17 protein-coding genes, 1 tRNA gene and 1 pseudogene are annotated in these 23,898 nt (G+C 75.5%); 6 read left to right on the plus strand and 13 right to left on the minus strand.

All coding sequences use genetic code 11. The features are described from left to right. Nucleotides 1–245, minus strand: a pseudogene (locus PKY62_RS05070) (hypothetical protein); the annotation flags it as partial. A 92-nt stretch (nucleotides 246–337) separates the two neighbouring features. After that, nucleotides 338–1,177, minus strand: coding sequence for a 16S rRNA (cytidine(1402)-2'-O)-methyltransferase (gene rsmI / locus PKY62_RS05075; RefSeq protein WP_324535498.1), 840 nt, complete (start codon nucleotides 1,175–1,177; stop codon nucleotides 338–340). Between the two features lie 23 nt (nucleotides 1,178–1,200). Here rsmI and PKY62_RS05080 point away from each other — a divergent pair, with 23 nt between their 5' ends. After that, entirely contained in the window at nucleotides 1,201–2,697 is a 1,497-nt protein-coding gene (locus PKY62_RS05080) for a dolichyl-phosphate-mannose--protein mannosyltransferase (protein ID WP_324535500.1), read from the plus strand. Nucleotides 2,698–2,700: 3 nt separating this feature from the next. Here the strand turns inward: PKY62_RS05080 and PKY62_RS05085 are convergent, their stop codons facing one another. From PKY62_RS05085 to PKY62_RS05110, 6 genes are all read right to left on the minus strand, one after another. Then, nucleotides 2,701–4,215, minus strand: a complete 1,515-nt coding sequence (locus PKY62_RS05085) for a beta-N-acetylhexosaminidase (protein WP_324535502.1) — start codon at nucleotides 4,213–4,215, stop codon at nucleotides 2,701–2,703. A gap of 68 nt (nucleotides 4,216–4,283) precedes the next feature. Continuing rightward, nucleotides 4,284–4,356 (minus strand) — tRNA-Ala (locus tag PKY62_RS05090). Nucleotides 4,357–4,418: 62 nt separating this feature from the next. Then, the gene (locus PKY62_RS05095; RefSeq protein WP_324535504.1) at nucleotides 4,419–5,495 is read right to left on the minus strand and encodes a hypothetical protein; all 1,077 of its coding nucleotides are present in this window, start codon (nucleotides 5,493–5,495) and stop codon (nucleotides 4,419–4,421) included. A 64-nt stretch (nucleotides 5,496–5,559) separates the two neighbouring features. After that, entirely contained in the window at nucleotides 5,560–6,165 is a 606-nt protein-coding gene (locus PKY62_RS05100; RefSeq protein WP_324535506.1) for a GNAT family N-acetyltransferase, read from the minus strand. Between the two features lies 1 nt (nucleotide 6,166). After that, a complete protein-coding gene (locus tag PKY62_RS05105; protein WP_324535508.1) occupies nucleotides 6,167–7,426 on the minus strand; it encodes a molybdopterin molybdotransferase MoeA in 1,260 nt (419 codons plus the stop codon). A gap of 10 nt (nucleotides 7,427–7,436) precedes the next feature. Next, entirely contained in the window at nucleotides 7,437–8,330 is an 894-nt protein-coding gene (locus PKY62_RS05110) for a UTP--glucose-1-phosphate uridylyltransferase (protein ID WP_324535510.1), read from the minus strand. A 68-nt stretch (nucleotides 8,331–8,398) separates the two neighbouring features. On the opposite strand from PKY62_RS05110, the gene PKY62_RS05115 reads away from it, so the two are divergent. After that, nucleotides 8,399–9,034 (plus strand): 5-formyltetrahydrofolate cyclo-ligase, encoded by a 636-nt coding sequence (locus PKY62_RS05115; protein ID WP_324535512.1) that lies wholly within the window; start codon nucleotides 8,399–8,401, stop codon nucleotides 9,032–9,034. On the opposite strand, the gene PKY62_RS05120 is transcribed toward PKY62_RS05115, so the two are convergent. Further along, a complete protein-coding gene (locus PKY62_RS05120; protein ID WP_324535514.1) occupies nucleotides 9,009–11,591 on the minus strand; it encodes a penicillin acylase family protein in 2,583 nt (860 codons plus the stop codon). The two genes, PKY62_RS05115 and PKY62_RS05120, sit on opposite strands and share 26 nt — an antisense overlap. A gap of 46 nt (nucleotides 11,592–11,637) precedes the next feature. Here PKY62_RS05120 and PKY62_RS05125 point away from each other — a divergent pair, with 46 nt between their 5' ends. The 3 genes from PKY62_RS05125 to mscL all read left to right on the plus strand — a co-directional run bounded on the left by PKY62_RS05125 (nucleotide 11,638) and on the right by mscL (nucleotide 13,231). Beyond that, nucleotides 11,638–12,051 (plus strand): FmdB family zinc ribbon protein, encoded by a 414-nt coding sequence (locus PKY62_RS05125; protein WP_324535516.1) that lies wholly within the window; start codon nucleotides 11,638–11,640, stop codon nucleotides 12,049–12,051. A 95-nt stretch (nucleotides 12,052–12,146) separates the two neighbouring features. Then, the gene (locus tag PKY62_RS05130) at nucleotides 12,147–12,797 is read left to right on the plus strand and encodes an SAF domain-containing protein (protein ID WP_324535517.1); all 651 of its coding nucleotides are present in this window, start codon (nucleotides 12,147–12,149) and stop codon (nucleotides 12,795–12,797) included. Then, nucleotides 12,794–13,231 (plus strand): large conductance mechanosensitive channel protein MscL, encoded by a 438-nt coding sequence (mscL, locus tag PKY62_RS05135; protein WP_324535519.1) that lies wholly within the window; start codon nucleotides 12,794–12,796, stop codon nucleotides 13,229–13,231. Before PKY62_RS05130 ends, mscL begins: the two co-directional genes overlap by 4 nt. 276 nt (nucleotides 13,232–13,507) lie before the next feature. On the opposite strand, the gene PKY62_RS05140 is transcribed toward mscL, so the two are convergent. The 3 genes from PKY62_RS05140 to PKY62_RS05150 form a co-directional block, all read right to left on the minus strand. Further along, complete coding sequence (locus PKY62_RS05140; RefSeq protein WP_324535521.1) at nucleotides 13,508–17,872, minus strand: hypothetical protein; 4,365 nt, start codon at nucleotides 17,870–17,872, stop codon at nucleotides 13,508–13,510. A gap of 381 nt (nucleotides 17,873–18,253) precedes the next feature. Further along, the gene (locus tag PKY62_RS05145; RefSeq protein ID WP_324535523.1) at nucleotides 18,254–19,882 is read right to left on the minus strand and encodes a cbb3-type cytochrome c oxidase subunit I; all 1,629 of its coding nucleotides are present in this window, start codon (nucleotides 19,880–19,882) and stop codon (nucleotides 18,254–18,256) included. 1 nt (nucleotide 19,883) lies between these two features. Beyond that, complete coding sequence (locus tag PKY62_RS05150) at nucleotides 19,884–20,447, minus strand: hypothetical protein (protein WP_324535525.1); 564 nt, start codon at nucleotides 20,445–20,447, stop codon at nucleotides 19,884–19,886. Nucleotides 20,448–20,712: 265 nt separating this feature from the next. Between PKY62_RS05150 and PKY62_RS05155 the strand changes: the two genes are divergently transcribed. Continuing rightward, on the plus strand, nucleotides 20,713–22,353 hold the full coding sequence (locus tag PKY62_RS05155; RefSeq protein WP_324535526.1) for an aspartate:alanine exchanger family transporter: 1,641 nt from the start codon (nucleotides 20,713–20,715) through the stop codon (nucleotides 22,351–22,353). A 4-nt stretch (nucleotides 22,354–22,357) separates the two neighbouring features. Here PKY62_RS05155 and PKY62_RS05160 read toward each other — a convergent pair whose 3' ends face one another. Next, nucleotides 22,358–23,818 (minus strand): wax ester/triacylglycerol synthase family O-acyltransferase, encoded by a 1,461-nt coding sequence (locus PKY62_RS05160; RefSeq protein WP_324535528.1) that lies wholly within the window; start codon nucleotides 23,816–23,818, stop codon nucleotides 22,358–22,360. Nucleotides 23,819–23,898: the final 80 nt, after the last annotated feature.

Genomic DNA, 23,898 nt, shown 5'->3' on the forward strand with positions numbered 1-23,898 from the left:
CCGATGGCCAGGCGCCCCCCGTTGTGGTGGGCCGCCGCCGGGATGCCGCCGCGCACGGTGCTCGTGGTCAGCCCGTCGGCGCCGGGGCCCGTCAGCGGCGCGGCGCCGTCGGCCGCGAGCAGCAGCACCTGCGCCGTGTCGCGCAGCGTGACCAGGACGGCGCCCCCGGGCAGGAAGGCCACGCTCCACGGCGTGACGAGCCCGGTCGGGACGTCCTGGGGCGTGCTGGTCGCCGGCGGGAGCACCGGTCCAGCGGGCCGCGGCGCCGACGGCGTGGGGCTGGGCGCCGAGGGGGGCGACGGTGGCCCCGCCCGCGCCACCGGGGCGGGCCCGGCCCTCAGCGCCCGCGCGCCGCCAGCGCCGCGGCGTAGAGGTCCCGCTTGACCACGCCGGTCGCCTCGGCGACGCCGGCGACGGCCTCCTTGAGCCGCTCACCGGCGTCGGTGCGCGCCAGGACCTCGGCGACCAGCTCGCCCACCGTGGCCGTGGGGCCGTCCGGCGCACCGCCGACCACCACGACGATCTCGCCGCGCACCTCGCCGGACGCCCACGTGGCGAGCTCCCCGAGCCCGCCCCGCACGACCTCCTCGTAGGTCTTGGTCAGCTCGCGGCACACCGCGGCGGGTCGCTGCGCGCCGAACGCCCGGACCATCGCCGCCAGCGTCTCGCCGAGGCGGTGCGGCGCCTCGAAGAAGACCATCGTCCGACGCTCCGCCGCGAGGGCCGCGAGCACCCGGTCCCGTTCGCCCCCCTTGCGCGGCGCGAACCCCTCGAACGTGAACCGGTCCGTGGGCAGCCCGGCGAGCGCCAGGGCAGCGAGCACGGCGCTCGGCCCGGGGGCCGTCGTGACCGGCAGCCCCGCCTCGACCGCCGCGCGCACCAGCGGCAGGCCGGGGTCCGACACGGTGGGCATCCCCGCGTCGGACACGACGAGCACGGTGCCGCCCTCGCGCACCACGTCGAGCAGCTGGGCAACGCGGCCGGCCTCGTTGTGCTCGTGGTGGCTCACCACACGGCCGGTCACCTGCACACCGAGGCGCCGGGTCAGCTCAGCCAGGCGCCGGGTGTCCTCCGCGGCGACGACGTCGGCGCTCGCGAGCAGGTCGCGCAGGCGGGCGGAGGCGTCTGCCGTGTTGCCGATCGGCGTGGCCGCCAGGACGATCCGGCCGAGGGTCATGGCCGCCAGGTTAGCCTGGCGCGGTGCAGCGCCTCCGCCTCCTCCGCGACGACCACGGCTGGCTCGCCACCGCCGGCGTCACCGCGCTCGCCGCCGCGCTGCGCCTGCCGGCGCTGGACCGACCGGGGGCGCTCGTCTTCGACGAGACCTACTACGTCAAGGACGCCTGGACGCTGCTGCAGGTCGGCTACGAGGCGGAGTGGGGCGAGGACCCCGACCCGGCGTTCGAGGCCGGCGAGGTCGACGGCTACACGACGGTGCCCAGCTACGTCGTGCACCCCGCGGTGGGCAAGTGGGCCATCGCGGTCGGCCTGCGCACGTTCGGCGCGGACAACGCCGTCGGGTGGCGGATCGGCGCTGCGGTGGCGGGGATCGTGGCGGTGCTGCTGCTCACCCGGATCGCGCGCCGCCTGTTCGGCTCGACCGCCCTCGGCACCCTCGCCGGCCTGCTGCTCGCCGTCGACGGGCTGGCCATCGTGCACTCGCGCACCGCCCTGCTCGACGGGTTCCTCATGGTGCTCGTCCTGGCGGCGTTCGGTGCGCTGCTCGTCGACCGCGACCGGGCGCGAGCGCGGTTGGCTGCGGCGACGGGCCCGCCGCGCGCTCCCACCCGCTGGGGGCCCGGGCTGGGGCTGCGGCCGTGGCGGCTGACGGCCGGCGTGCTGCTGGGGCTCGCGGCGGGGACCAAGTGGTCGGCGCTGTACTTCGTCGCCGTCTTCGGGCTGCTCACCGTGGGCTGGGACCTCGTCGCGCGCCGCGCCGCTGGGGTGGGCCGCCCGGTGACCGGGACGCTGGTCCGCGACGCCGGCCCTGCCTTCGCCAGCATCGTCCCCGTGGCCGCCCTGACCTACGTCGCCACGTGGGCCTCGTGGTTCGCCTCCTCCGGCGCCTACGGTCGGCAGTGGGCCGCCCGAAGCCCGGACCAGGGCGTCACCTGGCTGCCGCCCGCGCTGCGCTCGCTGTGGCACTACCACCAGGAGGTCTGGGGCTTCCACACCACGCTGACCGCCGAGCACTCCTACGCCGCCCACCCCCTGGGCTGGCTGGTGCAGTGGCGCCCGACGTCGTTCTTCTACGAGACCCCCGAGCCGGCCCAGCAGGTCTGCGGTGCCGACCGCTGCGCCCAGGCCGTGACGTCGCTGGGCAACCCGCTCCTGTGGTGGCTGGGCACCGCAGCCGTCGTCGCCTGCGTGTGGTGGGTGCTGCGCCGACGCGACGGCGTCGCGGTGGCGGCGCTGTCCGGGGTCGTCGCGGGGTGGCTGCCGTGGTTCGCCTACGCGCAGCGCACCATCTTCACGTTCTACGCGATCGTCGTGCTGCCGTGGCTCATCCTCTCCCTGGTCTGGGCCACCCGTCGCTTCCTCGCCGAAGGGCCCCACCGCGAGGTCCGGCGCGCGGTGGCCGCGGTGCTCCTCGTCCTCGTCCTGGCGGTCTCGGCGTTCTTCTACCCGGTGTGGACGGGGCAGGTCATCACCTTCCGCGCCTGGCAGCTGCACCAGTGGCTGCCCAGCTGGGTCTGAGCCTCAGTCCGTCCAGGGCACCTGCGGCGAGCGGTACCAGCGCAGGCCCGCCTCGGCCCACAGCCGGGGCTGGCCCGCGAGTCGCCGCGCGAACCCGTCCCAGTCACGCCGCTGCTGCGCCGACCATGCCACCTCCGCGACGGCGACGAGCCGCGGGAGCAGCAGCCAGAACAGGTCCTCCGCGGTGCGGACCGTCTCGGTCCACAGCCCGGCCTCGATGCCGACCACGCGGTCGGCCGGGACGCCGGGCAGCACGTCGAGCGGCTCCCACTCGTAGGCGTCCCGGACCTCGACGTGCCCGGCCCACTCGAGACCGATCGGCGAGTCCGCGTCGTACCGCATGTCGAGGTAGATCTTGCTCGCGGGCGAGAGCAGCACGCGCGCGCCGCGGGCGACGGCAGCGGCGACCTCCGCCGCCCCCTCGCGCTCGTCCCAGTACTGCACGATGACGTCGAGCCCCTCGAGGCCGCCGTCGGGCGGCGGGAGCACCCGCGCGACCTCCTGCCAGCCGATGACGCCCTTGCCGGCCGCCGCGACGTGCCCCGCGGCGCTGCGCACGAGCGCCGCGTACTCGTCCGGCGCCATGGTGAGCACCTCGTCCCCACCCAGGTGCACGTAGCGGCCCGGGGTCATGGTCGCCACCGCACCGAACACGTCGCGCAGGAAGGGCTCGGTGCCGGGCAGGTCGACGTGCAGGCGGCTGAACCCCACGTCGATCCCGGTGTAGGCCGGCGCCGCCTCGCCCGAGGGCGTCAGGTCACCGTCGGCGTGCAGAGCCGCGTTGACGTGCCCCGGCACGTCGATCTCGGGCACGATCGCGATGTGCCGCACCGCGGCGTAGGTGAGCAGCTCGGCGTAGTCGGCCGCCGTGTAGAAGCCGCCACGGTCACCGCCCACGGCCGTGCCGCCCGAGCGCGCGGTGAGCTCTGGCCGCGAGGCGATGTCGAGGCGCCAGCCCTGGTCGTCGGTGAGGTGCAGGTGCAGGACGTTGAGCTTGTACCAGGCCATGACGTTGAGCACGGACTTGACCTCGCGCACCGTGAAGAAGTGCCGCGCCACGTCCAGCGCGAGCCCGCGCCAGGCGAACCGCGGGTGGTCCAGCACGAGGCACGGGTCGACCAGGTGCGTCTCGCCCTCGCGCCGGACGAGCTGTTGGAGCGTCATCGTTGCCAGGTGCAGCCCGGTGCCCGTCAGGGCGCTCAGCACCAGCCGCTCGGCGGTGGCGTCGATCCGGTACGCCTGGGCCATGAGCTCGGGGTCGAGCCCCTCGGGGAGCACGAGGTCGGCCGGGTCGGTGACGAGCCGCAGCTCGACGGCGCCCGGGGCGCCGTCGTCGTGCTCGACCAGCGCGACGGGGAAGCCGCACACGCGCCCGATCCGGCCGGCCAGCAGGATGCCGACGGCGACGGCCTCGGGGTCGGCGCCCGTGACCAGCCGCACGCCGTCGCGCATGACGAACGGGGCACCGTCCCGGGGCTCGAGGTGCACCGGGGCGGGAACCACCTGGTTGAGCGGCACGGATCACCCTCCTGCTGGTACGACGAACGGGCGCCCGGTCGAGTGCCGACCGAACGCCCGTCCCGGGGTGGAGCTGAGGGGATTCGAACCCCTGACCTTCTCATTGCGAACGAGACGCGCTACCAACTGCGCCACAGCCCCAGAGCGGGGATCAGGTTAGCACCCGGTCACCGCGGTCACGAACCCGCTGGTCCGCGCCGTGCTCACTCCCCCGACGCGCGACGTCGGGCCAGGATCGCGTCGAGCGCCAGGCCGCCGGTGGTCGGGCGCGCGGCGGACGTGGGAGCCTCGGCGACCTCCTGGGCCGCGGGAGCCTCGGCCTCGACGCGCGCACCCGGCGCACCCGGCGCGGCGTCGTCGAGCACGAGCGGGGCCGGCTCCGCACGGCGCGCAGCGGGCTTGAGCGTGTAGGCCGGGCGCGGCACGGGCATGGGCACCCAGGTCGCCTCGGCGGCGGGCTCGGCCCCGCGGGTCTCGGGCGCCCGCTCGGCCTGCGTGCGGGACGCGAGCTCCGCCGCGGCCAGCCGCTCGGCCGCGGCCAGCCGCTCGTCGGAGCGGGGAGCGCTCACCGAGCGGCGCGTCACGGCAGGCACGCGGGCCATCACCTCGGTGGACTCCTCGGAGGGGTGCACGGCGCGGCCGACGACGCCCGTCGCGCTGCCCCGGCGCGCGGCACGCGGGGCCGTGCGGTCCGGGTCCACGGCCCAGCGCGCGTCCGCGCGGCGACCGGCGACGACGGCGCTGCGGCCCAGCAGCAGCGTGGCGGCGAGCAGCGCGGTGGGCAGCGCACCGACGAGCACCCCGGCCCCGGTGGCGGCGACGGCACCCCAGCCGGCGACGGTCCCGAGCAGCAGGAGCCCGCCGAGCAGCGCCCGACGGCGCGCGGCGGCGGCGCGGCGGGTCAGCGCGGCCGCTCGGCCGGCGCGAGCCGCTGCGGTCCTGCGGGCGGCATCGGCGACGACGCGGTCCCCGGCGGCGTGCGGTCGGTCCATCGGCCCGTCTCCTCGTCCTGCTCGTCGTGACGTGTGCTGCGTGTGCTCGAGGTGGTGCGTCGGGTGCAGCAGCACCCGGCCGGTCCCGGCGACACCGTGCCGCCCGACCGACGATCCCGTCCGGACCGGCGGCGCGGACCGGGCGACCCGGATGACACGCAGCCGCTCGGAGAACCTGTCGTCGGCCCGGGCCTCGAGCAGCTGCTGGCGGTACCGCAGCCGGTGCGGCACCAGGTAGGCGATCCACAACCCGGCCATCGCGAGCACCACGAGGCCGGCCTGGGACACAGCACGACGGTAGGCGAGCGGGCCGGTGCCCGGACGCAGCGGGCCCGGCGTGTCGGTGGCCGAACTACACCGGTGTGGTTCGGCTCCTGCGCCAGCGGGTCAGCAGACCCTCCGGGACCTCCTCGACCGTCACCGCGAAGGTGCGGTGGTCGCGCCACGCGCCCTGGATGTGCAGGTACCGCTCGCGCAGCCCCTCCTCGCGCAGCCCGAGCTTGGCCACCACGCGCAGGCTCGGCGCGTTCTCCGGCCGGATCGCGATCTCCACGCGGTGCAGCCCCACCTCGCCGAAGCAGTGGTCGACCGCCATCGCGACGGCCGTGGGCGCGATGCCCCGCCCCGCGACGTGCTCGCTCACCCAGTAGCCGATGCTCGCCGTGCCGGCGGAGCCGTGCACGATCGTCGCGACCGTCAGCTGGCCGACGAGCTCGTCGCGGTACTCGATCGCGAACGGCAGCGCGGCGCCGGCCCTCCCCTGGGCCGCGAGGGTCCGCACGAAGCCGCCGAACGTGGGCGGCGGCCCGGTCTGCGGGTCCGGGGAGGTGGCCTCCCAGCGCTCGAGCCACGCGGCGTTGCGCGCGCGCGCCGCACGCCATGCCCCGGCGTCGCGGCGGCGCAGCGGCCGCAGCACGACGTCGTCCGAGCGCAGCAGGACGGGCCAGCCCCGCGCCACGTCAGCCGTCCAGGACCAGGCAGGCGAGGGTGTCACCGGCCCGCACACGGGTGGTGTCCTCGCCGACGACCACGAGCGCGTTGGCCAGCCCGAGCGCGCCGAGCGAGACCCTCGACGGGTCCCCCACCGGCGTCACGACGTAGCCGTCCGTCGGCGAGCCGGTGACCGTCGCCGGGACGAACTGACGCCTGCCCGCCGGGGAGGCCCACGGCCGGGCGGATGCGGCACGCACCGTCGGGCGGTACAGGTCGACGTACCCGGCCATCGCGCGCAGCGCCGGCCGGACGAACACCTCGTAGGAGACCTGCGCGGCGACGGGGTGCCCCGGCAGCGCGAAGACCGGCACCCCGCCGGGCCGGCCATCGGCGTCGTGCGCATCGTCGCCCTCCGCCCGGACCGTGCCGAAGCCCTGCCGGTGCCCGGGGGTCATGGCGATCTGGTCGAAGCGCACGGTGCCGAGCGGCGCGAGCACGTCGGTCACGGTGTCCCACGGCCCGTGGCTGAGCCCACCGGTGAGGATGATGAGGTCCGCGCGGACGAGCTGGTCGGCCAGGATCTCCCGCAGCGCGGCGCGGTCGTCGCCCACCGGACCCACGCGCACGGCGCTCGCACCGGCCTCCTTGACGGCTGCGGCCAGCGCCGGGCCGTCGACGTCGTGCACGCGCCCGTCCGGCCGCGCCCTGCCCGGCTCGACGAGCTCGTCACCCACCGAGACGACGATGACCCGGGGCGCGGGGTGCACGCGGAGCCGGCCGCGGCCCAGTGCCGCAGCGACCGCGAGGTGGCGCGCGGCGAGCCGGGTACCGGTGGTCAGGACGGCGTCGCCGGCGCCGAGGTCGGCACCGGCGGGGCGCAGGTGCTCGCCGGCCTCGGCCCCGCCGCGGACCACCACGCGGGCCCGGCCGCGGTCGGTCCGCTCCATGGGCACCACGGCATCCGCGCCGACGGGCAGCGGGCCGCCGGCGGCGATGAGGACGGCCGTGCCGGGTACCAGGCGCAGGGGGGCTGCCGCCGTCACGGGGGCGTCGGCCGCGACCGGCAGCGTGACCTCGGGCGCCGGGCCGGGGCCCGGCGCTCCGACGTCGACCGAGCGGACCGCGTAGCCGTCGCAGCCGGCGACGGTCCACATCGGCACGTCCCGCGGCGCCGTGACGTCCTCCGCGAGGATGCAGCCGTCGGCGTCGGCCAGGACGACGTCGAGCGGCGCGACCGGGCGGGCGGCCGCGAGGATCGCCGCGAGGTGCTCGGCGACCGTCCTCATCGGGGCAGGGTCACAGCGTCGTCACGAACTCGCGCAGCCAGGACCGCAGGTCGGGGCCGAGGTCGGGGCGGTCCACGGCGATCCGCACGACGGCCTTGAGGTAGTCCAGGCGGTCCCCGGTGTCGTAGCGACGCCCGCGGAAGACCACGCCCGTCACCCCACCGCCCTGCTCGGCCGGCATCGAGGCCAATGTCGCGAGCGCGTCGGTGAGCTGGATCTCGCCGCCACGCCCGGGCGCGGTGTGCTCCAGCACGCGGAAGACGGCCGGGTCGAGCAGGTAGCGACCGATGATCGCCAGGTTGCTGGGCGCGTCGGCGGCGTCCGGCTTCTCGACCAGCGCGGTGACGCGGACGTGGTCGGTCGGGGCGCCGTCGATCGGCTCGACCGCGGCGCAGCCGTAGAGGTGGATCTGGTCCGGCTCGACCTCGAGCAGCGCGATCACCGAGCCGCCGCGCTCGGCCTGCAGGGCGATCATCTCCGTGAGCAGCGGGTCGCGCGGGTCGATGAGGTCGTCCCCGAGCAGCACGGCGAACGGCTCGTCGCCCACGTGGCGCTTGGCGCACAGCACGGCGTGGCCGAGCCCCTTGGGCTGGCCCTGCCGCACGAAGTGCACGTCGGCGAGCTCCGAGGAGCGCCGCACCTCGGCGAGCCGCTCGAGGTCGCCCTTGGCCGCGAGGGCAGCCTCGAGCTCCGGCACGGCGTCGAAGTGGTCGGCCAGCGTGCGCTTGGACCGTCCGGTGATCATGAGGACGTCGTCGAGCCCCGCGGCGGCGGCCTCCTCCACGACGTACTGGATGGCCGGCTTGTCCACCACCGGGAGCATCTCCTTGGGCGTCGACTTCGTCGCGGGCAGGAACCGTGTCCCGAGACCCGCTGCCGGGATGACTGCTTTGGTGATCGCCATGGCACGCAGGGTAGCCGCGTCCTGTGTCGTGGGCTCACGTTGCGCGCCGCCCGGGCGATGATGGAGGCATGACCACCGCGCTGCCCGACGGGCCCGACCTGCCCGAGGCCAAGGACGCGCTGCGTCGGGGCATCCGCGCCGAGCGGGCTCGGCTGACGCCGCGCACCCGCGCACGCGCCGCCGAGGACCTCGCCCAGGTGGTCGGCGACCTGCCCCAGGTGCGGGCCGCCCGCTGCGTCGCCGCCTACGTCGCACGGCCGAACGAGCCCGGCACCCTGCCGCTGCTCGAGCGGCTCGCCGCCCGGGGCACGCGCGTGCTGCTGCCCGCGCTGGGCGCGGGGCTCCAGCGGGACTGGGCGTGGCTCGCCTCGCCCGCCGAGTTCGTGGTCCGCGCCCCGGGCCGCCCGCCGGAGCCCGTGGGTCCCACGCTCGGCGCCGAGGCGCTCACCGAGGCGGACGTCGTCGTGGTCCCCGCGCTGGCCGTGGACACCTCGGGGGCACGCCTCGGTCAGGGCGGCGGGTGGTACGACCGCGTGCTGGAGCACGCCCGTCCGGACGCGCTCGTCGTCGCGATGGTGTTCGACGACGAGGTGTACGACGCCCGGACGCACCCGCTGCCCTGCGAGCCGCACGACCGCGGGGTCGACGTGGTCGCCACGCCCCGCGGGGCGCGGCGGCTCAGCCCTCGTCCGGCCGCAGGGTGAGCGTGCGGGTCGCCGACTCCTCGACGGCGGCCGGCGAGAACGGCCACGGGTAGGTCTGCCCGCGGGACCATGCGTCGAGCTGGTCGGTGTAGTGGACGCTGGCCGGGTGGCCGGAGGTCCCGGTGAGCGTCACCCACGTCGAGGCGTCGAGGTCCGCGAGGTCGACGACCATGCGCATCGACGGTGCCGCGGTCACCGCGAACGAGCCGCTCGCCGCGTCCCACGACGTCGCGTCCACGATCGACGACCCACCGGCGACCGCCACGGCCTCGGGGTTGACGAGCCGGTGGACCAGGGCGGGGACCGCGTCGCCGCCGAGCACCGGGTGCTGCGGGGCAGCGGTGTGCAGCCGGCCCCACGTCCAGCCGGACGGGTCCTTGCCCAGCGTCACGGTCAGCTCCAGCCGGGCGGCGGTGAGGGTGCGGACGAGGATCTCGTCCCGGCTCTCGACGACGGTGACCGTGGTCCGGTCGTCCCACCACGCGTTGTCCGGGTCGTCGAGCAGACCCGCGACGACCGCGAGCCAGCGGCTGCCGCCGTCGGGCCAATGGGACTGCGGCAGGTCGTCCGCGAACGTCGCCGCGAGCAGGTCGGCCCACACGGCCGCGAGGTACGCGGCCGCGGCCGAGTCCGTCGACTGCACGCCGTCCCACGTGCGCAGCAGCTCGACGGCCTCGAGCGTGAAGGCGTCCTGCACCGGGGCCGCGAGGAGCGCCGGGACGAGCACCGCCGCGAAGGGGCTCGACGCGTCGGACTGCAGCGCAGAGGCGGCCGCGCCGTCGATCGGCTCACCCGCGGCGATCGCGCGGTCGAGCTCTGCGCGGATCCGCGCGGCCCGGTAGCCGGCGTCCCAGTCGGTGGTGAGGAACGGACCCGTGCCCGCCGGCGTGACCGCCTGGTTGGCCGCGACGAGGTACCCCGCCGCCGGGTCGAGCGTCGCGGGCATCTGCTCGGCCGGGACGTACCCCTGCCAGTCGTAGCGGGAGTCCCAGCCGGGGCGCGGCCAGCTGCCGTCGGACGGCACCGGTCCGTCCGTGACCGACGCCCGGACGGGGATGCTCCCTGGCGCCTGGTAGCCGATGTGCCCGTCGGTCGTGGCGAACACGATGTTCTGCGCCGGCACGTCGAAAAGCGCCGCCGCCGCGGCGACGTCGGCCGCGTCCCGCGCCCCCTGCAGGGCGAAGATCGCGTCGGCGGTGCGGCCGGGTGCGAGCGCGGTCCAGGCGAGCGAGACCTCGGGGATGCCCCGCGCGCCGCCGGGCGTCGGGGTGCTCGATGCCCGGTCGAGGTCGAGCACGTCCGAGACGATCGGCCCGTGCACGGTCGAGCGCACCTCGATGTCGACGGGCTCGCCACCGGCGACCTCGACGACCTCGGTGCGCACCGTGAGCGGCACCTGCTGGCCGTCGCGCAGGTAGGTGCCGTCCTCGGGGCGCGTGCGCTCGAGGAAGAGGTCGGCGGTGTCCGCCCGGAGCGTGGTCAGGCCCCAGGCCAGGTGGGCGTTGTGCCCGATGACCACCCCCGGCAGTCCTGCGAAGCCGAACCCGCTGACCTCGACGGGGCAGTCGTCCGTCACCGGGGCGCAGTACAGGCCGACCTGCGACCAGATGCCCGGGGCGGAGATGCCCAGGTGGGGGTCGTTGGCCAGCAGCGGCAGGCCGCTCGCGGTGTGCTCCCCGGCGACCACCCAGGAGTTCGAGCCCGTGCCCTCGCCCCGGCCGACCAGCTGCGGGACGGCGGCGAGCGCCTGCCCGGCGAGGTCGAGCGCCCGAGCCAGCCCGCCGTCGAGCAGCACGGCGGACGTGGGGTCGGTGACCGCCTGCGACGCGGTCGCGGCGGTCCACCCTGGCAGCACCTCGTTGCCGGGCGCCGCGGCGGGGAACAGCTCGTCGACCCGCGCGACGTCGCGCACCGTCGAGTACGACTGCGCCCTGGCGAGCTCCGCGTCGTCGTTGCTGCGCAGGTCCCAGGCCATCGCCTTGAGCCAGGCCAGCGAGTCGACCGGCGTCCATGGCTCGGGGTCCGCCACGTCCACGCGCAGCCCGAGCACGGTGTACTCGACGGCGAGATCCTCCGGGGAGCGCCCGGCGAGATAGGCGTTGACACCCTCGGCGTACGCCTCGAGGTGGTCGCGGGTCGCCCGGTCGAGCAGGTCCCACTCCTGCTCGGCGACGCGTCGCCACCCCAGGGTGCGGACCACGGCGTCGGAGGCCAGGGCGTCGACGTCCCGGCCGACCAGCTCGGACAGCCGGCCCGCGGTGACATGCCGGCGCAGGTCCATCTCGAAGAAGCGGTCCTGCGCGTGGACGTAGCCCTGGGCGCGGTACAGGTCGTCCGGGGTCTGGGCGTAGATGCTGGGAACGCCCCGGGCGTCGCGCAGCACCTGGACCTGCGCGTCCAGACCGGGCAGGTCGGCCGTCCCCGCGTGGTCGGGCAGGGGCCGCCGGACCACGACCCCCGCGATGGCGACGACGGCGACGAGCGCCACCACCAGGACGCCGGCCAGCACTGCTGCGAGCCGCAGCAGGTGGCCCCGGGTCACACGGGAGGAGGGCACGGTGCGAGACTAACCGCAGAGCAGACCGATCGTCCTGGAGGATGCAGTGCCCACCTACTCCTACGCGTGCACCGCGTGCGACCACCGCTTCGATGCCCAGCAGGCGTTCACGGACGAGGCGTTGACGCAGTGCCCGGCGTGCGGCGGTCGGCTGCGCAAGATGTTCGGCAACGTCGGCGTCATGTTCAAGGGCTCTGGCTTCTACCGCAACGACGCCCGCAAGGACCAGCGCGGCTCGAGCACCTCCGGCGGCTCGTCGAGCACGTCGTCCGCCGGCACCGCAGCGGGCTCCGGCTCGGGCTCCGGTGACACGGGCAGCACGGCCGCGGCGGCCTCGACCACCTCGGGTGGCACGACGGGCACCTCCGGCTCGGGTGGGTCCGGCCCGTCCGGTACGTCCGGTGCGACGAGCACCGGCTCGTCCGGCGCATCGACCACCACGGCCGCCAGCACCCCCTGACGGCCGCAGCGCCCAGGGGCCGCCGCCACGCGCCCGTGTCCACAGCCCGCCGGGCCCCGCCACCGGACCCGGCACGCGGCGCCTAGCGTGCGAGCATGGCCCGGCACCCCACCCTGCTCGCGCTGCGGATCGCCGCATGGCGCGCCCGGCCGCTGGGCGTCCTGCTCCTCGTCGGGGTCACGGTGGGGACGGCGGTCCACCTCGCCGTGCCGCCGACGGCGAGCGTGCCCGTCGTCGTGACGGCGCGGTCCGTGCCGGCCGGGCAGCTGCTCACCGCCACGGACCTGCGGGTCGCCAGCCTGCCGGTCGGGCTGGTCCCCGGGACGGGGCACCGGACAGCAGATCCCCTCGTGGGTCGCGCACCCGTCGTCGACCTGCCGGCAGGCTTGCCCGTGGTCGACGCGGTGCTCGCGGGTGAGCGGTTCACGCTCGAGCCCCCGGCCGGGACGGTGGTCGTCGCGGTCTCGCTCACGGCCGCGGGCCTGCTCGTCGCGGGCGACCGCGTCGACCTCGTCGCGCCGAGCGCCTGGGCCGACGGGGGCGCCGAGGCTGGTGCACCCGCCGTCCTCGCCACGGCGGCGCTGGTGCTCGACGTGGACCGGGGGCCCGATGCGTCGGTCGGCGGCCTGCTCACCTCCGGGGCCGAGGCCGAGCCCCGCGTGCTCGTGGCCGTCACCCCGGACGAGGGCAGGCGGATCGCGGCCGTGTGGGACGGTAGTTCCCTGGGCGCCGTGCTGGTGGGATGATCCGGCGCGCTGTCATCGACACCACTCTGCAGGAGGCCCTCATGCTCGCCGGTTTCAAGAACTTCATCATGCGCGGCAACGTCGTGGACCTCGCGGTCGCCGTCGTCATCGGCGCCGCGTTCGGCAAGGTCATCACGTCCGTCGTCGACGGGCTCATCAACCCGCTGGTCGCCGCGATCTTCGGCAAGCCCGACCTCTCGGGCGTCCTGGCGTTCACGATCAACAAGGCCGAGTTCTCGATCGGCCTCATCCTCAACGAGGTGCTCGCCTTCGTCCTGGTCGCGGCCGCGATCTACTTCGTCGTCGTCCTGCCCCTCAACAAGCTGGCCGAGCGCCGCAAGTCCGGCGAGGAGCCGGCGCCCGCCGCCCCGGCCGAGGACATCCTCCTGCTCCAGGAGATCCGCGACCTGCTGGCCGCCCGCAAGGACGTCTGAGCACCACCTCCGGGGCGCACGACCCGGCCGGCGCGAGGTCCCGTCACCAGTGGGGCGGGACCTCGCGCAGGATCCGATCGTCGTCGTCGCCGCCGCGGGGCTCGCCCCAGCCCACGTCCGTGTCGTCCGGGGCCCGATCCTCGCCGCCCGCCGCCGGCACCGGGGCATCGGCCGCCGGCACCCGTGGCGGCGTCCCACCGGTCGCCCGCCGCGGCCCGCGCCGCCCCGGGACCCGGGGCGCACCGGCCTCCGCCGGCCCGCCCTCGTCCGGACGGCTCACCGGGCCCGCCGCACCGCGCCGTTCACGGCCGCATCGATCCGCGAGCCCCGGCGCACCATCCCCAGCTCGGAGCGCAGGGCCGCGGCCAGCTGCTCGGCGTCCCGCTCCCGACCGTCGGCCATGATCCAGGTGAGCAGGTCGTCCAGCTGGTCGTCGCTGTAGGCGCCGATCGGCAGGCCCTTCTCGACGTCCGGCCGTCCGCCCGGGAGCGGGCCGGGTGCCGGCCACGCGTCGTCCGGCCCCAGGTCGAGGACGTCCTCGACGACGACCGGGGGCCGCTCGGCATCGCCGTGATCGACCCCGTCCCGCCCGGCACGGTCGGACGCCGTGCCGTCGGCCGTCGCGACCTCCGGCTCCGGTGCGACCGCGGCCAGCACACCCGTCTGCAGGTCGCGCGTCACCGGGGCGGAGCCGTCGAGGTCCGCGTCGAGGTCGTCCGTACCCGGGTCGCGCAGCACGGCGGCCGGTGCGGCTGCGCTGCCCGCCGCGTCGTCGCCCGGCACGCCGGCGGGCCCGTCGTCGTCAAGCCCGTCGGGCAGCACCTGGGCCACCGGGGGGCGCGCGGCCAGCCGGGCGGCGCAGGCCTCGATGACGGCAGCTCCCACGGCGTCGGCCTCGGCCTGCGGGTCGAGGAACGCCGCGGCGGACCACAGCTGCACCACGGTCCAGCCGAGGCTCTCGAGCCGCTCGGCGACCTGGCGGTCGCGCACCCGCACGCTGGGCTCGGCGAGGTACGCGTCGTCGTCCGTGAGCACCGCGACGAGCATCTCGTCCGGCAGGTCCGGGTGACCGACCACCAGCGGGATCCGCGGCCCGCCCGGCAGGCCGTGGTCCAGCCCGACGCTCAGACCCATCCGCCACAGCCGCTCGCCCAGGTCGAGCAGCAGGCGGTCCACCTCGCCCCGGCCGCTCGGTGCGGAACGGTCCGGCGCCCCGGGACCGCGGTGCGCGACGGTGAGCTCGAGCAGGTCGGCGAGCAGCCGCGCGCCGGGCGCGGCGAGCCGGTCCGGGTCGAGGTCGGCCGCCGTGAAGCAGCTGACGACGGTGAGCCGGCGCCGGGTGGCGCCGAGGGCCTCGAGCAGCCGCCCCTGGCCGCCGGGCTCGCTCAGCGCGCCGAACCGGTGCAGCACGCGGCCGTGCGGCGTGCGACCGAACCCGATCGACAGGATGACCGACTCGCGGCTCAGTCCCTGGGTCGCCGCGACGTCGGTGACGACGAACGGCTCTGCACGGTCCGGCCGGAAGAACGCCCCGAGAGCCGGGTTGTCGCGCACCTGGGCCAGGACGGCCTCGCGCACCCGGTCGGCGTGCACCGCGGACGCCGAGACCACGGCGAGCGACTCCTCCGGGCGCGTCAGCGCGTGCTCGACCACGAGGTCGACGACGTGCTCCACCTCGGCGCGCGTGGACTCCACGGCACCGTGCGCCGCGGGCATGCCGGTGCCGTCGACGACGTCGAGCCGGAGCAGGTCCGCGGTCGCGGGCAGCGGGGTCGCGGTGAGCCGGCCGGCATAGCCGTGGTCGGCGAGGAACCGCGTCAGGTGCGGGTCCCGCCGCGAGGCGTCGGCGTGCAGCGCCACGGCCGGGAGCACCGCGGCCAGGCGGCCCACCGCCGTGCCCGAGGTGCACCGGGTGTCCCCGACCACGAGCACCTGCCGTCCGCGCGCCAGCACGCCGACGACGGTCTCCAGCGACAGGTGCGCCGCGGCGTCGAGGATGACGAGGTCCTCCGTGCGGGTGGGCGGCAGCACGTGCGGCACGAGCATCGGGGCGGCCACGAGGCACGGGCGCAGGTGCCGCGCGACGTCGGGGTAGCGCTCGACGGCCTGGCGCAGCGAGGTGAAGCGGTCCTCGACGATCTCGCCGAACAGGGCCTGCGTCTGCTCGTCCGCCGAGCGCAGCCGCAGGCGCAGCGCCTCGCGGGCCGCCGCGCGGTAGACCACGGCGCGGTCGGCCAGGTGGCGCCGGTCCAGCGTGCGGAACTCGGCGACCAGGCGGGCCAGCGCCGCGCCGTCGTACCCCGCCATCGCGGGGTCCTGACGCAGGATCTCCTCGAAGACCGTGCTCCACCAGGCCAGCTCGAGCTCGGCGCCGACCAGCCCGGCCGGGACACGCCGCTCCGCGAGGTCGGCCAGCAGCGCGCCCAGGCCACGGGACTCGAGGCTGCGCAGCAGCGCGGTGCGCTCGGGCAGCGTGTCCAGCGCGGTGCGGTCCAGCCGCAGCCGGCGTAGCCGGTCGCCGAGGGCGTCCCAGCCCAGCTGCTCCAGGTCGCCGCTGCCGGCGGTCGGGGCGAGCACGGCGGACAGCGCGTCCAGGGTCTCGCGGACCTCGTGATGGTCGGCCTCGATGCCGGCGAGCCCCTCGGGGATCCGGGGCCAGCCACCGGCCGGGCAGTGGGCCTGCCACACCTGCCGCTGGGCCTGGACGTCGACGAGCGCGGCGTGCAGGTCGGCCACCGGCCGGCCGGGGCGCAGCATGTCCTTGGCCTGCTTGCGCAGCCGTCGCCGCAGCAGCCGGGTCATCTCGACGCCGTGCTCGGCCCGCCAGGCACGCGTGGCGGTCGCCGCGACGAGGTCGGCGGCCGAGCGCTCGAAGACGATCGGCCGGAAGACGTCGAGCGCCCCGCGCACGCCGGCGAGCATGACGAGCTGCTCGGCCCACTCGGCCGGTGTCGCGGCCGGGGTCAGGCCGGTCGCCTCCGCGACGGCGGTCACCTGCGAGCGCAGCCGTGGCAGGGCGTCGTCGTGCAGGTGGTCCACCCGCGCCAGCGCGGCACGAGCCCGGTCAGGGGTGAGCAGGTCGGCGCCGTACCAGGTGGTGGTGCCCGTGCTCGCGGTGAACGCGCCGAGGCCCGCGACGGTGACGAGGTCGGCGGCCGCCTGGGCACGCCGCTCTGCCGTGAGCGACTCGGCGACGGGCGCCGTGAGCCGCACGCCGGTCTGCGGGGTGGGCCGGCCCGAGGTGAGCCGGGCCAGGGCCTGGAGGGCGTCGTAGGCGGAGGCCGACCACGGCTCGCGCGGCGTGTGCAGGGCCTCGACGTAGCCGCGCAGCCGCCGGCGGCGGTCGGCGAGCTCACGCTCGACGATCGCCACGCGCTCGGCATCCACGGGGACGGGTTCGCCCGTCATCGCCCCGAGGAGCCGCCGGCCAGCCTCGACGCGCCACCCCGAGTCGGGGGCGACGTCGAGCACCAGCTCCGCCAGGCCGAGCGCGTCGAGCCGCTCGACGAGCGCGGTGGCGGCGCGGCGGTGGCCCGCGACGTAGAGCACCGTGCGTCCGCTCGCGGCGGCGTCGGCGACGACGGCGGCCAACGTCCCGGCGACGTCGCTGCCGGCCGGGGCGTCGACGAGCAGGTGGTGCCCCGCCGCGATCGCGTCGAGCACGTGCGCCTGGGCCGCGTCGAGGTCGCCGACGCCGCGCTCCTGGTCGAGCGGGCGGTCGCCGCGCAGGGCGGGCGGCAGGGGGTGGGCCAGGGCGTCGACGGCACGCTGGTCCCCCGCGAGCGCCGCGACGACCTCGTGCCCGACGAGGGTGGCGGCCTGCGCGTCGAGGTCGTCGACGAGGCTCTGCTCCGGGTGCACGAAGGTCCCGACGAGGATGCGCTCCTCGAGCTCGAAGCCGTCGAGCACGGCGATCCCCAGCGCGCGCAGCCGGTCCAGCGCCGGGCGCGGGTCGAAGCCGGCCGCCGTGAACGCGCCCCGGGCCAGGGCGAACGGGTCGAGCAGGGCGCCCCGCCGGCGCAGGGCCGACGCGAGCACCGGGTTGACCTCGAGCGACGGCTCGAGGACCAGGTCGTAGTCGGCCTCGCCCCGCCCGCGCGGGCTCACCGTGACGGGGCGCAGCAGCACGGGTGCCCGACGCCGCCGCACGGTGCGCGGGGCACCGCCGTCGGCTGGCCCGGCACCGCTCGCCACCTGGGCGAGGGCGTCCACGGCGTCGTGGTCGGCGTCGGCGGGGTCCGCCTCGGACCACGAGGCGACGCCGATCGCGAGGAACGCCGTCGCGAGGCCGAAGCGCTGGGCGTGGTCCTCCGCCAGCGCCCCGACGGCGCGGGCCCGGCGCTTGGCCGTGGACAGCGCCGCGCCCTCGCGCACGAGGTTGGACAGCCGCGTCGGGCGCCCGGCGAACAGCTGTGCCGTGCCGGAGGGGTGGGCGGCGGACAGGTCGAGCCGCGCCTCGCCGAGGCGGTCCACGTCCGTGAGCGCCGAGTCCCCCGCGCGCGAGACGAGCGCGCCGCGCCACTCGCGCACCGCTCGCTCGACGAGCTCGGTCGGGGTGGCGTGGGGCACGGCTACGGGGCCCTCGGGACGGTGGTCCGCGCCGTCGGGTCCCGGGCCGCCGATGCGCGCGGGAGCAGTCACGCCAGCACGCTAACCGCGTGGGCCCGCGGTGTCCGGTCGGCGCGCCGCGCACCGGGCACCCACCACTCCGCCGGGCGCCGGAGCACCCCACCCGCACCGGCCCGGACGGCCGTCAGGCCCGGCGCGCGGGCGGCGCGAACCGGGCCTGACGGAAGAAGTGACAGTGCGCACCGCGCAGGGGGCAGGCGATGCGCACTGTCAGGGCCTAGTGTGCCCCCGGACACACCTGGCGTCAATCGCGGTGCACCCCGGCGAGTGATGCGGGCACGTTTGAGTCATGGGATCCGCAGTCTCAAACGGCCCTGATGACGAGGTGGACCGTTGCACCACGCCCTGGCGACGAATTCCGTGGCTACCGACCGGTAGCTGACGGCAGCGCGCTCAGGCGGCCGGCAGCAGGTCGTCCACCGGGAGCTCGGAGCGCTGGAAGATACCGATCGCCCCGCGCAGGCCGAGGGTCATGACGATGTTGTAGAGGAACACGGCCAGTGCGGCCAGGAGCATCGCGCCGCTGATCGCCGCGAGGAGCATGTACGGCAGGTACTCCCCCTCGGTGTAGATGGTGCGGCGCAGCATGCCCTGCAGACCGGCCATCCCCATGAACGCGCCCATCCCGATGCCGCCGACGAGGTGCAGCCAGAAGTGCAGGCTGGCGAGCTTCTGGGAGTACAGCTCCGCGCCGTTGGTCAGCACCGGCAGCAGGTAGTACACCGCCGCGTAGAGCGTCATCGTCAGGCCGACGAGGATCGCCACGTGCACGTGCGGGCCGATCACCCACTGCGTGTTGTGCAGCACGCGGTTGAGACCCATGTCGGCCTGCATGATGCCGGCCGGCACCGCGAGCGCGAAGCCCAGCAGGCCGCCGAGCAGGAACTTCAGCGGGTTGGTCATCGTCAGCGGGCGGGCCGACCACAGGGTGGCGAGCGTGATGAAGAAGGCGAGACCCTGGGTGACCAGCTCGAAGGCGGTGACGAGCTCCCCCGAGACGATCTTGAGCAGCACGGGCTGCGCCTGGTCGGACAGCAGGTGGTGGCTCCACACGGTCCAGGAGACGACGAGCTCCACGGCGAGCGCGGCGCGGGCGATGTTGGCCATGAACACCGGCTTGCCCGTGATGAGCGACGCGAGCAGGTACCACGTGCCGGCAACGAAGATCAGCACGAGGCCGTCGGCGATGAGGTCGAGGCCCCACCAGTACCAGTTCTTGTAGAGCAGGGCGTCGACGAGGGTGTCCTTGAGGGAGTTCCCCGAGAGCTCGGCGATCATGTAGACGAGGATGAGCACGCCGGTGAACAGGATGATCCCGGCGTTGAGCGCGACGTCGACGGTGCCGCGCGCGATGGCCGCGACGGGCAGCGGGACGAGGTGGTCCTCCTCCTTCATCCGGCGACCCTTGAGCAGGTTGCCCAGCGCCGTCAGGCCCAGCGCGGAGCGCAGCAGCGCCCCCGCCGGCTGCTGCGGGAACCCGGCGGGGGTGTAGGTGATCGTCTTGAAGACGTTGATGACGAAGAGCAGCGTCCCCACCATGACCAGCGCGATGCCGGCGATGAAGAGGGCGCCGCCCAGCGGGCCGAACTGCGTGAAGTCGGCCGGCAGCGGCCAGTAGAGCGTGTAGAGCGGGGAGTAGTGGGTGATGAACCCGGTGCCCCAGAAGAGCGCCACGCCGCCGGTGATGAGCCCCCAGGTCCACAGGGCCATCCGGTAGGACCACAGGGGCTTGTGCATGAGGAACGGCACGAGGAACAGGAAGGCGCCGAACACCATCATGTAGGACGAGCCGAAGATGCCCACCAGAGGGTGCGCCGTGAGGATGCCGAAGTACTGCTCCTCACCGATGAACGAGATGACCTGCACCTGGTAGACGCGCATGAGCATGCCCTCGATGGCCGCGAACCCGTAGTACACGAGCCCGACGACGACGAAGCGCAGGGTGAGCTTTTGCATGGGGGTGAGGGTCGCGGGGTGGAACGACGCCTGGTGGCCGTCCAGGAGCGTTGCGGTGAAGGACATCTCACTTGCCTCCGTCATCGGTTGCACAGCCGGAGACGACGACGGCGTCCTCGACGATCATCTTGTAGCCCTGGGGGCCCGAGTACTCGGTGGAGCGGATGGAGTAGGTGCCGTTCTGCGCGAACTCCCACACCAGGTCGTTGTCGTGGCCGGGGACCACCTGCATCTGCATGACCATCGAGTTGTCCTCGCGGAACAGGCCGAACCCGTAGGTGAGGTCGTCCGACGTCACGGAGAACTGCACGAGCTCGTCGCACGGGACCTCGAGCACCGGGGACGGGAGCGTGAACTCGTGGTCCGCCATGGTGATCGCGTAGGTCTGCGTCACGTCGCCGCCCGAGATCTCCGTCTCGACCCACGGGATCGTGTTGGCGGTCACGAGGTGCAACGAGACCCCGATGACCACGAGGACGCCGAAGAAGCTCCAGAAGAGCCGTGGGGGCACGATCGGGGGGCCGCTGCGCGTGAGCCGGAGGCTGAACCAGGTCATCACCGCGAGGATCGCCAGCACGTAGAGCGTGTAGACGATCGTCTGGCCCCACAGGACGGTGTTCGAGTCGACCATCGTGCGTCTCCTAGGTCGGGGCGTCGCTGCCCCGTCAGCTCGACGCTAGAACCGCGCAGAAGGGGCACGCAGGGACGAAGGTCTCCGGGTCAATTCGGTCGCACCGACGGGCGTGCGCTGGTCGCCCGCGACCGTGAGAATCCCCACAGCGGGACCGACGGCCCGCATCGACACGCCGCGCGGGAGGCACCGTGTCCCTCGGTGCGCGCAGCACCGCCGCCATCGGCGCCGGGGGATGCGCGCCGGAGGGCAGGGTGGGCATCCGATGGTCGATCTCCTGGCGCAGAACGCCGTGCTGCTGGTCTTCGTCACGGCCGCGATCGGCTTCGCGGTGGGCCGCATCCACGTCCGCGGCGCGAGCCTCGGCGTCGCCGCCGTGCTCTTCGTCGGCCTGGCCATCGGGGCGCAGGACCCCTCGCTCGTGGTGCCCGAGTTCACCCGGACGCTCGGCCTGGCGATCTTCGTCTACACGATCGGTCTGGCCAGCGGTGCCAACTTCTTCGCGTCCTTCAACCGCAAGGGCCTGCGCGACAACGCCCTGGTGCTGACCATGCTCGTCGTGGCCGCGGCCCTCGTCGTGGCCGCGGCGCTGGTCCTGGACCTGCGGGCCACCGTCGCCGCGGGGCTCTTCACCGGGGCGATGACCAACACGCCGGCCCTGGCCGGTGTCATCGAGACGGTGCGTGGGGCCTCGGACGGTGCCGCCGCGGCCCAGGAGCCCACCGTCGGCTACTCCATCGCCTACCCCATGGGCGTGCTCGGTCCCATCATCGCGATCGCCCTGGTCCGACGCCTCTACCGGGTGGACTTCCGCACCGAGGCCGCGAAGCAGAGCGAGCTGCACCTGGTCCAGGAGGAGATCGTCTCGGCGACCGCGCGGGTCAGCGCGCCGCTGACCATCGGCAGCACCGTGCGCGACCTCCAGCTGCGGCTGCCCGACCCCGTGGTGCTGTCCCGCGTGCAGCGCGGCGAGGAGGTGATGCTCGCCGAGGGCGACCTCGTGCTCGCGGAGGGCGACCTCGTCATCGTCGTCGGCGAACCGGGCAACGTGCGGGCGGCCGTCGAGGCCATCGGTCGGCCGGACGCCCACGAGCCGGAGCTGGACCGCAGCCGGTACGACTTCCGGCGCATCTTCGTCTCCAGCACCGACGTCGCGGGCCGTCGCCTGCGGGACCTGCGGCTGCCCGAGCGCTACGACGCGATCGTCACCCGGGTGCGCCGCGGCGACATCGACGTCACCGCCACGGGGGACACGGTCCTCGAGCTGGGCGACCGCGTCCGCGTCGTGGCCGGCCGCGACCACATGGCTGCGGTCACCGCGCACCTCGGCGACTCCTACAAGCACCTGTCCGAGATCGACCTGCTGTCGTTCGGCCTCGGGATGTCGCTCGGTCTGCTGGTGGGCGCGATCCCGTTCCCCATGCCCGGCGGGCTGACGTTCCAGCTGGGCTCGGCCGCCGGGCCGCTGCTCGTCGGGCTCGTGCTGGGGGCGCTGCGCCGCACCGGCCCGATCGTGTGGAACGTGCCGTACTCGGCCAACCTCACGCTGCGCCAGATCGGCCTCATCCTCTTCCTGGCGACCGTCGGCCTGGGCTCGGGCTACACGTTCCGGACGATGTTCGCGGAGAACTCCGGGATGCTGCTGCTCGTCGTCGGGGCCGTGGTCTCGGTGCTCGTGCCCATGCTCACGCTGGTGATCGGCTTCCGGGTGCTGCGGATCCCGTTCGGCATGCTCGTCGGGATGGTCGCCGCGCAGCAGACGCAGCCCGCCGTGCTCGGCTACGCGCTGGAGGAGTCGGGCGACGAGGCCCCCAACGTCGGGTACGCGATGGTCTACCCCATGGCGATGATCGCCAAGATCCTGCTCGCCCAGGTGGTCCTGCTGGTCCTCGGCGGGGCGGGGTAGCTCCTCACCCCTCCGGCGCGGCGTCCGCACCACGTGCTGCCGGTGCGGCAGGTGCGTCGAGCAGCTCGCGCAGCGCGCGGTCCACGTGCTCGACGAGCCGGTGCAGGTCGGGCAGCGACGCCGCGTCGCCCGTCACCCCGACGGTGCACCGCCCAGCGTAGGTGACCAGGGCGAACGTCGCCCGGACGTCGAGGGCGACGGGCACGTAGGGCAGCAGGTCCAGCAGCGGGCTCCCGGCCAGGTGGCACACCTCGCGCGGGCCGGTCACGCCCGACGCCGCGACGTTGACGCGCCCCTGCCCCGCCCGCGCGTACGCCCCGGCCGCCCGCGCGAGCAGCGGCGCGGGGACGTGTTCGGCGGCCCGGACCATCGCGGCCGTGCCGTCGGCCACCGCGCGGGACTTCTGCTCCTCGGTCCGCCCGTGCACGAGCGCGAGGCGCGCGAGCGGCCGCGCCACCGCGACGGGCAGGACCACGAACATCGCCGAGGCGATGTTGCCCGGCCGCACGGGGCTGCCGGCGGACCGTCCCGAGACGGGCACGATCGCGCGCGCCACGAGGCCGTCGAGCGGCTCGCCACGCTCGAGCAGGTACCCGCGCAGCCCGCCGGCGACGGCGGCGAGGAAGACGTCGTTGACCGTCGCACCCGCTGAACGGCCCACGGCCTCGACCTCGGCGAGCGGAGCCCCGGCCCAGCCCCACAGCCGGCCCGGGCCCAGCGGGCCGTTGAGGACGCAGGGTGGCAGGTCGGGCTGCACCACCTGGGCCAGCCCGTGGCGCACCAGCCGCACGCGACGCACGGCCGCGCGCGGCGCGACGAGCGAGCGCAGGGTCAGGCGGGCCGCGCGCAGCGGCAGCGCGACGAGCCAGCCGGCGCCGCCGAGCGCGACGTCGACGCGCGTCGGTCGCGGCGGTGCGCAGGGATCGGGGCCACCCTGCACGCGCCCTGGGCCGGCGCCGGTCGACGGCCACCCGGCTCCGCCCGGCGGCAGCGCGGGCGGCGCGAGGAGCGAGCCGACGAGGTCCATGCCCGACGCCCCGTCGACCAGCGCGTGGTGCACCTTGGCGACGAGGGCCCAGCGCCCGCCGCTCAGCCCGTCGACGTGCCACAGCTCGAAGGGTGGGCGCGAGACCGCCAGCCGGGGGACCATGAGCCGCGCGACGAGGTCCCGCAGCGCGGCGTCGTCCCCCGGTGCCGCGAGGTCGAGGTGGTGCAGGTGCTCGTCGAGCCCGCACCGCTCGCTGCTCACCCACACCGGCCGCCCGAGGTCGAGCGGCATCCGCCGGATGTGCCGGCGGTGCCACGCGAGCGGCGCGAGCCGCGCCTCGAGCTCCGCGGCGAGCCTGCCGGGCTCCGGTGCGGGCCCGGCGAAGACGAGCACGGACCCGACGTGCAGCGGCTGGACGTCGTTCTCCAGGTAGACGAACGCCGCGTCCAGCGCACTGAGCCGCTCCGCACCGCGCACCGTTCCAGCATGGCACCGGGCGCCGCGGCGCGAGCGGGTCGATCGGCTCGTCCCCGGCGGGCGGAAGGAGGACGATGGTC

The organism is Actinotalea sp. (genome assembly GCF_035443605.1).
Classification (GTDB): domain Bacteria; phylum Actinomycetota; class Actinomycetes; order Actinomycetales; family Cellulomonadaceae; genus Actinotalea.

Coding starts and splice junctions, on each gene's coding strand:
- PKY62_RS05145 (WP_324535523.1), bottom strand. CDS start 19,882: ATGTCCTTCACCGCAACGCTCCTGGACGGCCACCAGGCGTCGTTCCAC.
- PKY62_RS05115 (WP_324535512.1), top strand. CDS start 8,399: ATGACCACCGCGCTGCCCGACGGGCCCGACCTGCCCGAGGCCAAGGAC.
- PKY62_RS05155 (WP_324535526.1), top strand. CDS start 20,713: ATGGTCGATCTCCTGGCGCAGAACGCCGTGCTGCTGGTCTTCGTCACG.
- PKY62_RS05105 (WP_324535508.1), bottom strand. CDS start 7,426: ATGAGGACGGTCGCCGAGCACCTCGCGGCGATCCTCGCGGCCGCCCGC.
- mscL (WP_324535519.1), top strand. CDS start 12,794: ATGATCCGGCGCGCTGTCATCGACACCACTCTGCAGGAGGCCCTCATG.
- PKY62_RS05110 (WP_324535510.1), bottom strand. CDS start 8,330: ATGGCGATCACCAAAGCAGTCATCCCGGCAGCGGGTCTCGGGACACGG.
- PKY62_RS05130 (WP_324535517.1), top strand. CDS start 12,147: ATGGCCCGGCACCCCACCCTGCTCGCGCTGCGGATCGCCGCATGGCGC.
- PKY62_RS05150 (WP_324535525.1), bottom strand. CDS start 20,447: ATGGTCGACTCGAACACCGTCCTGTGGGGCCAGACGATCGTCTACACG.
- rsmI (WP_324535498.1), bottom strand. CDS start 1,177: ATGACCCTCGGCCGGATCGTCCTGGCGGCCACGCCGATCGGCAACACG.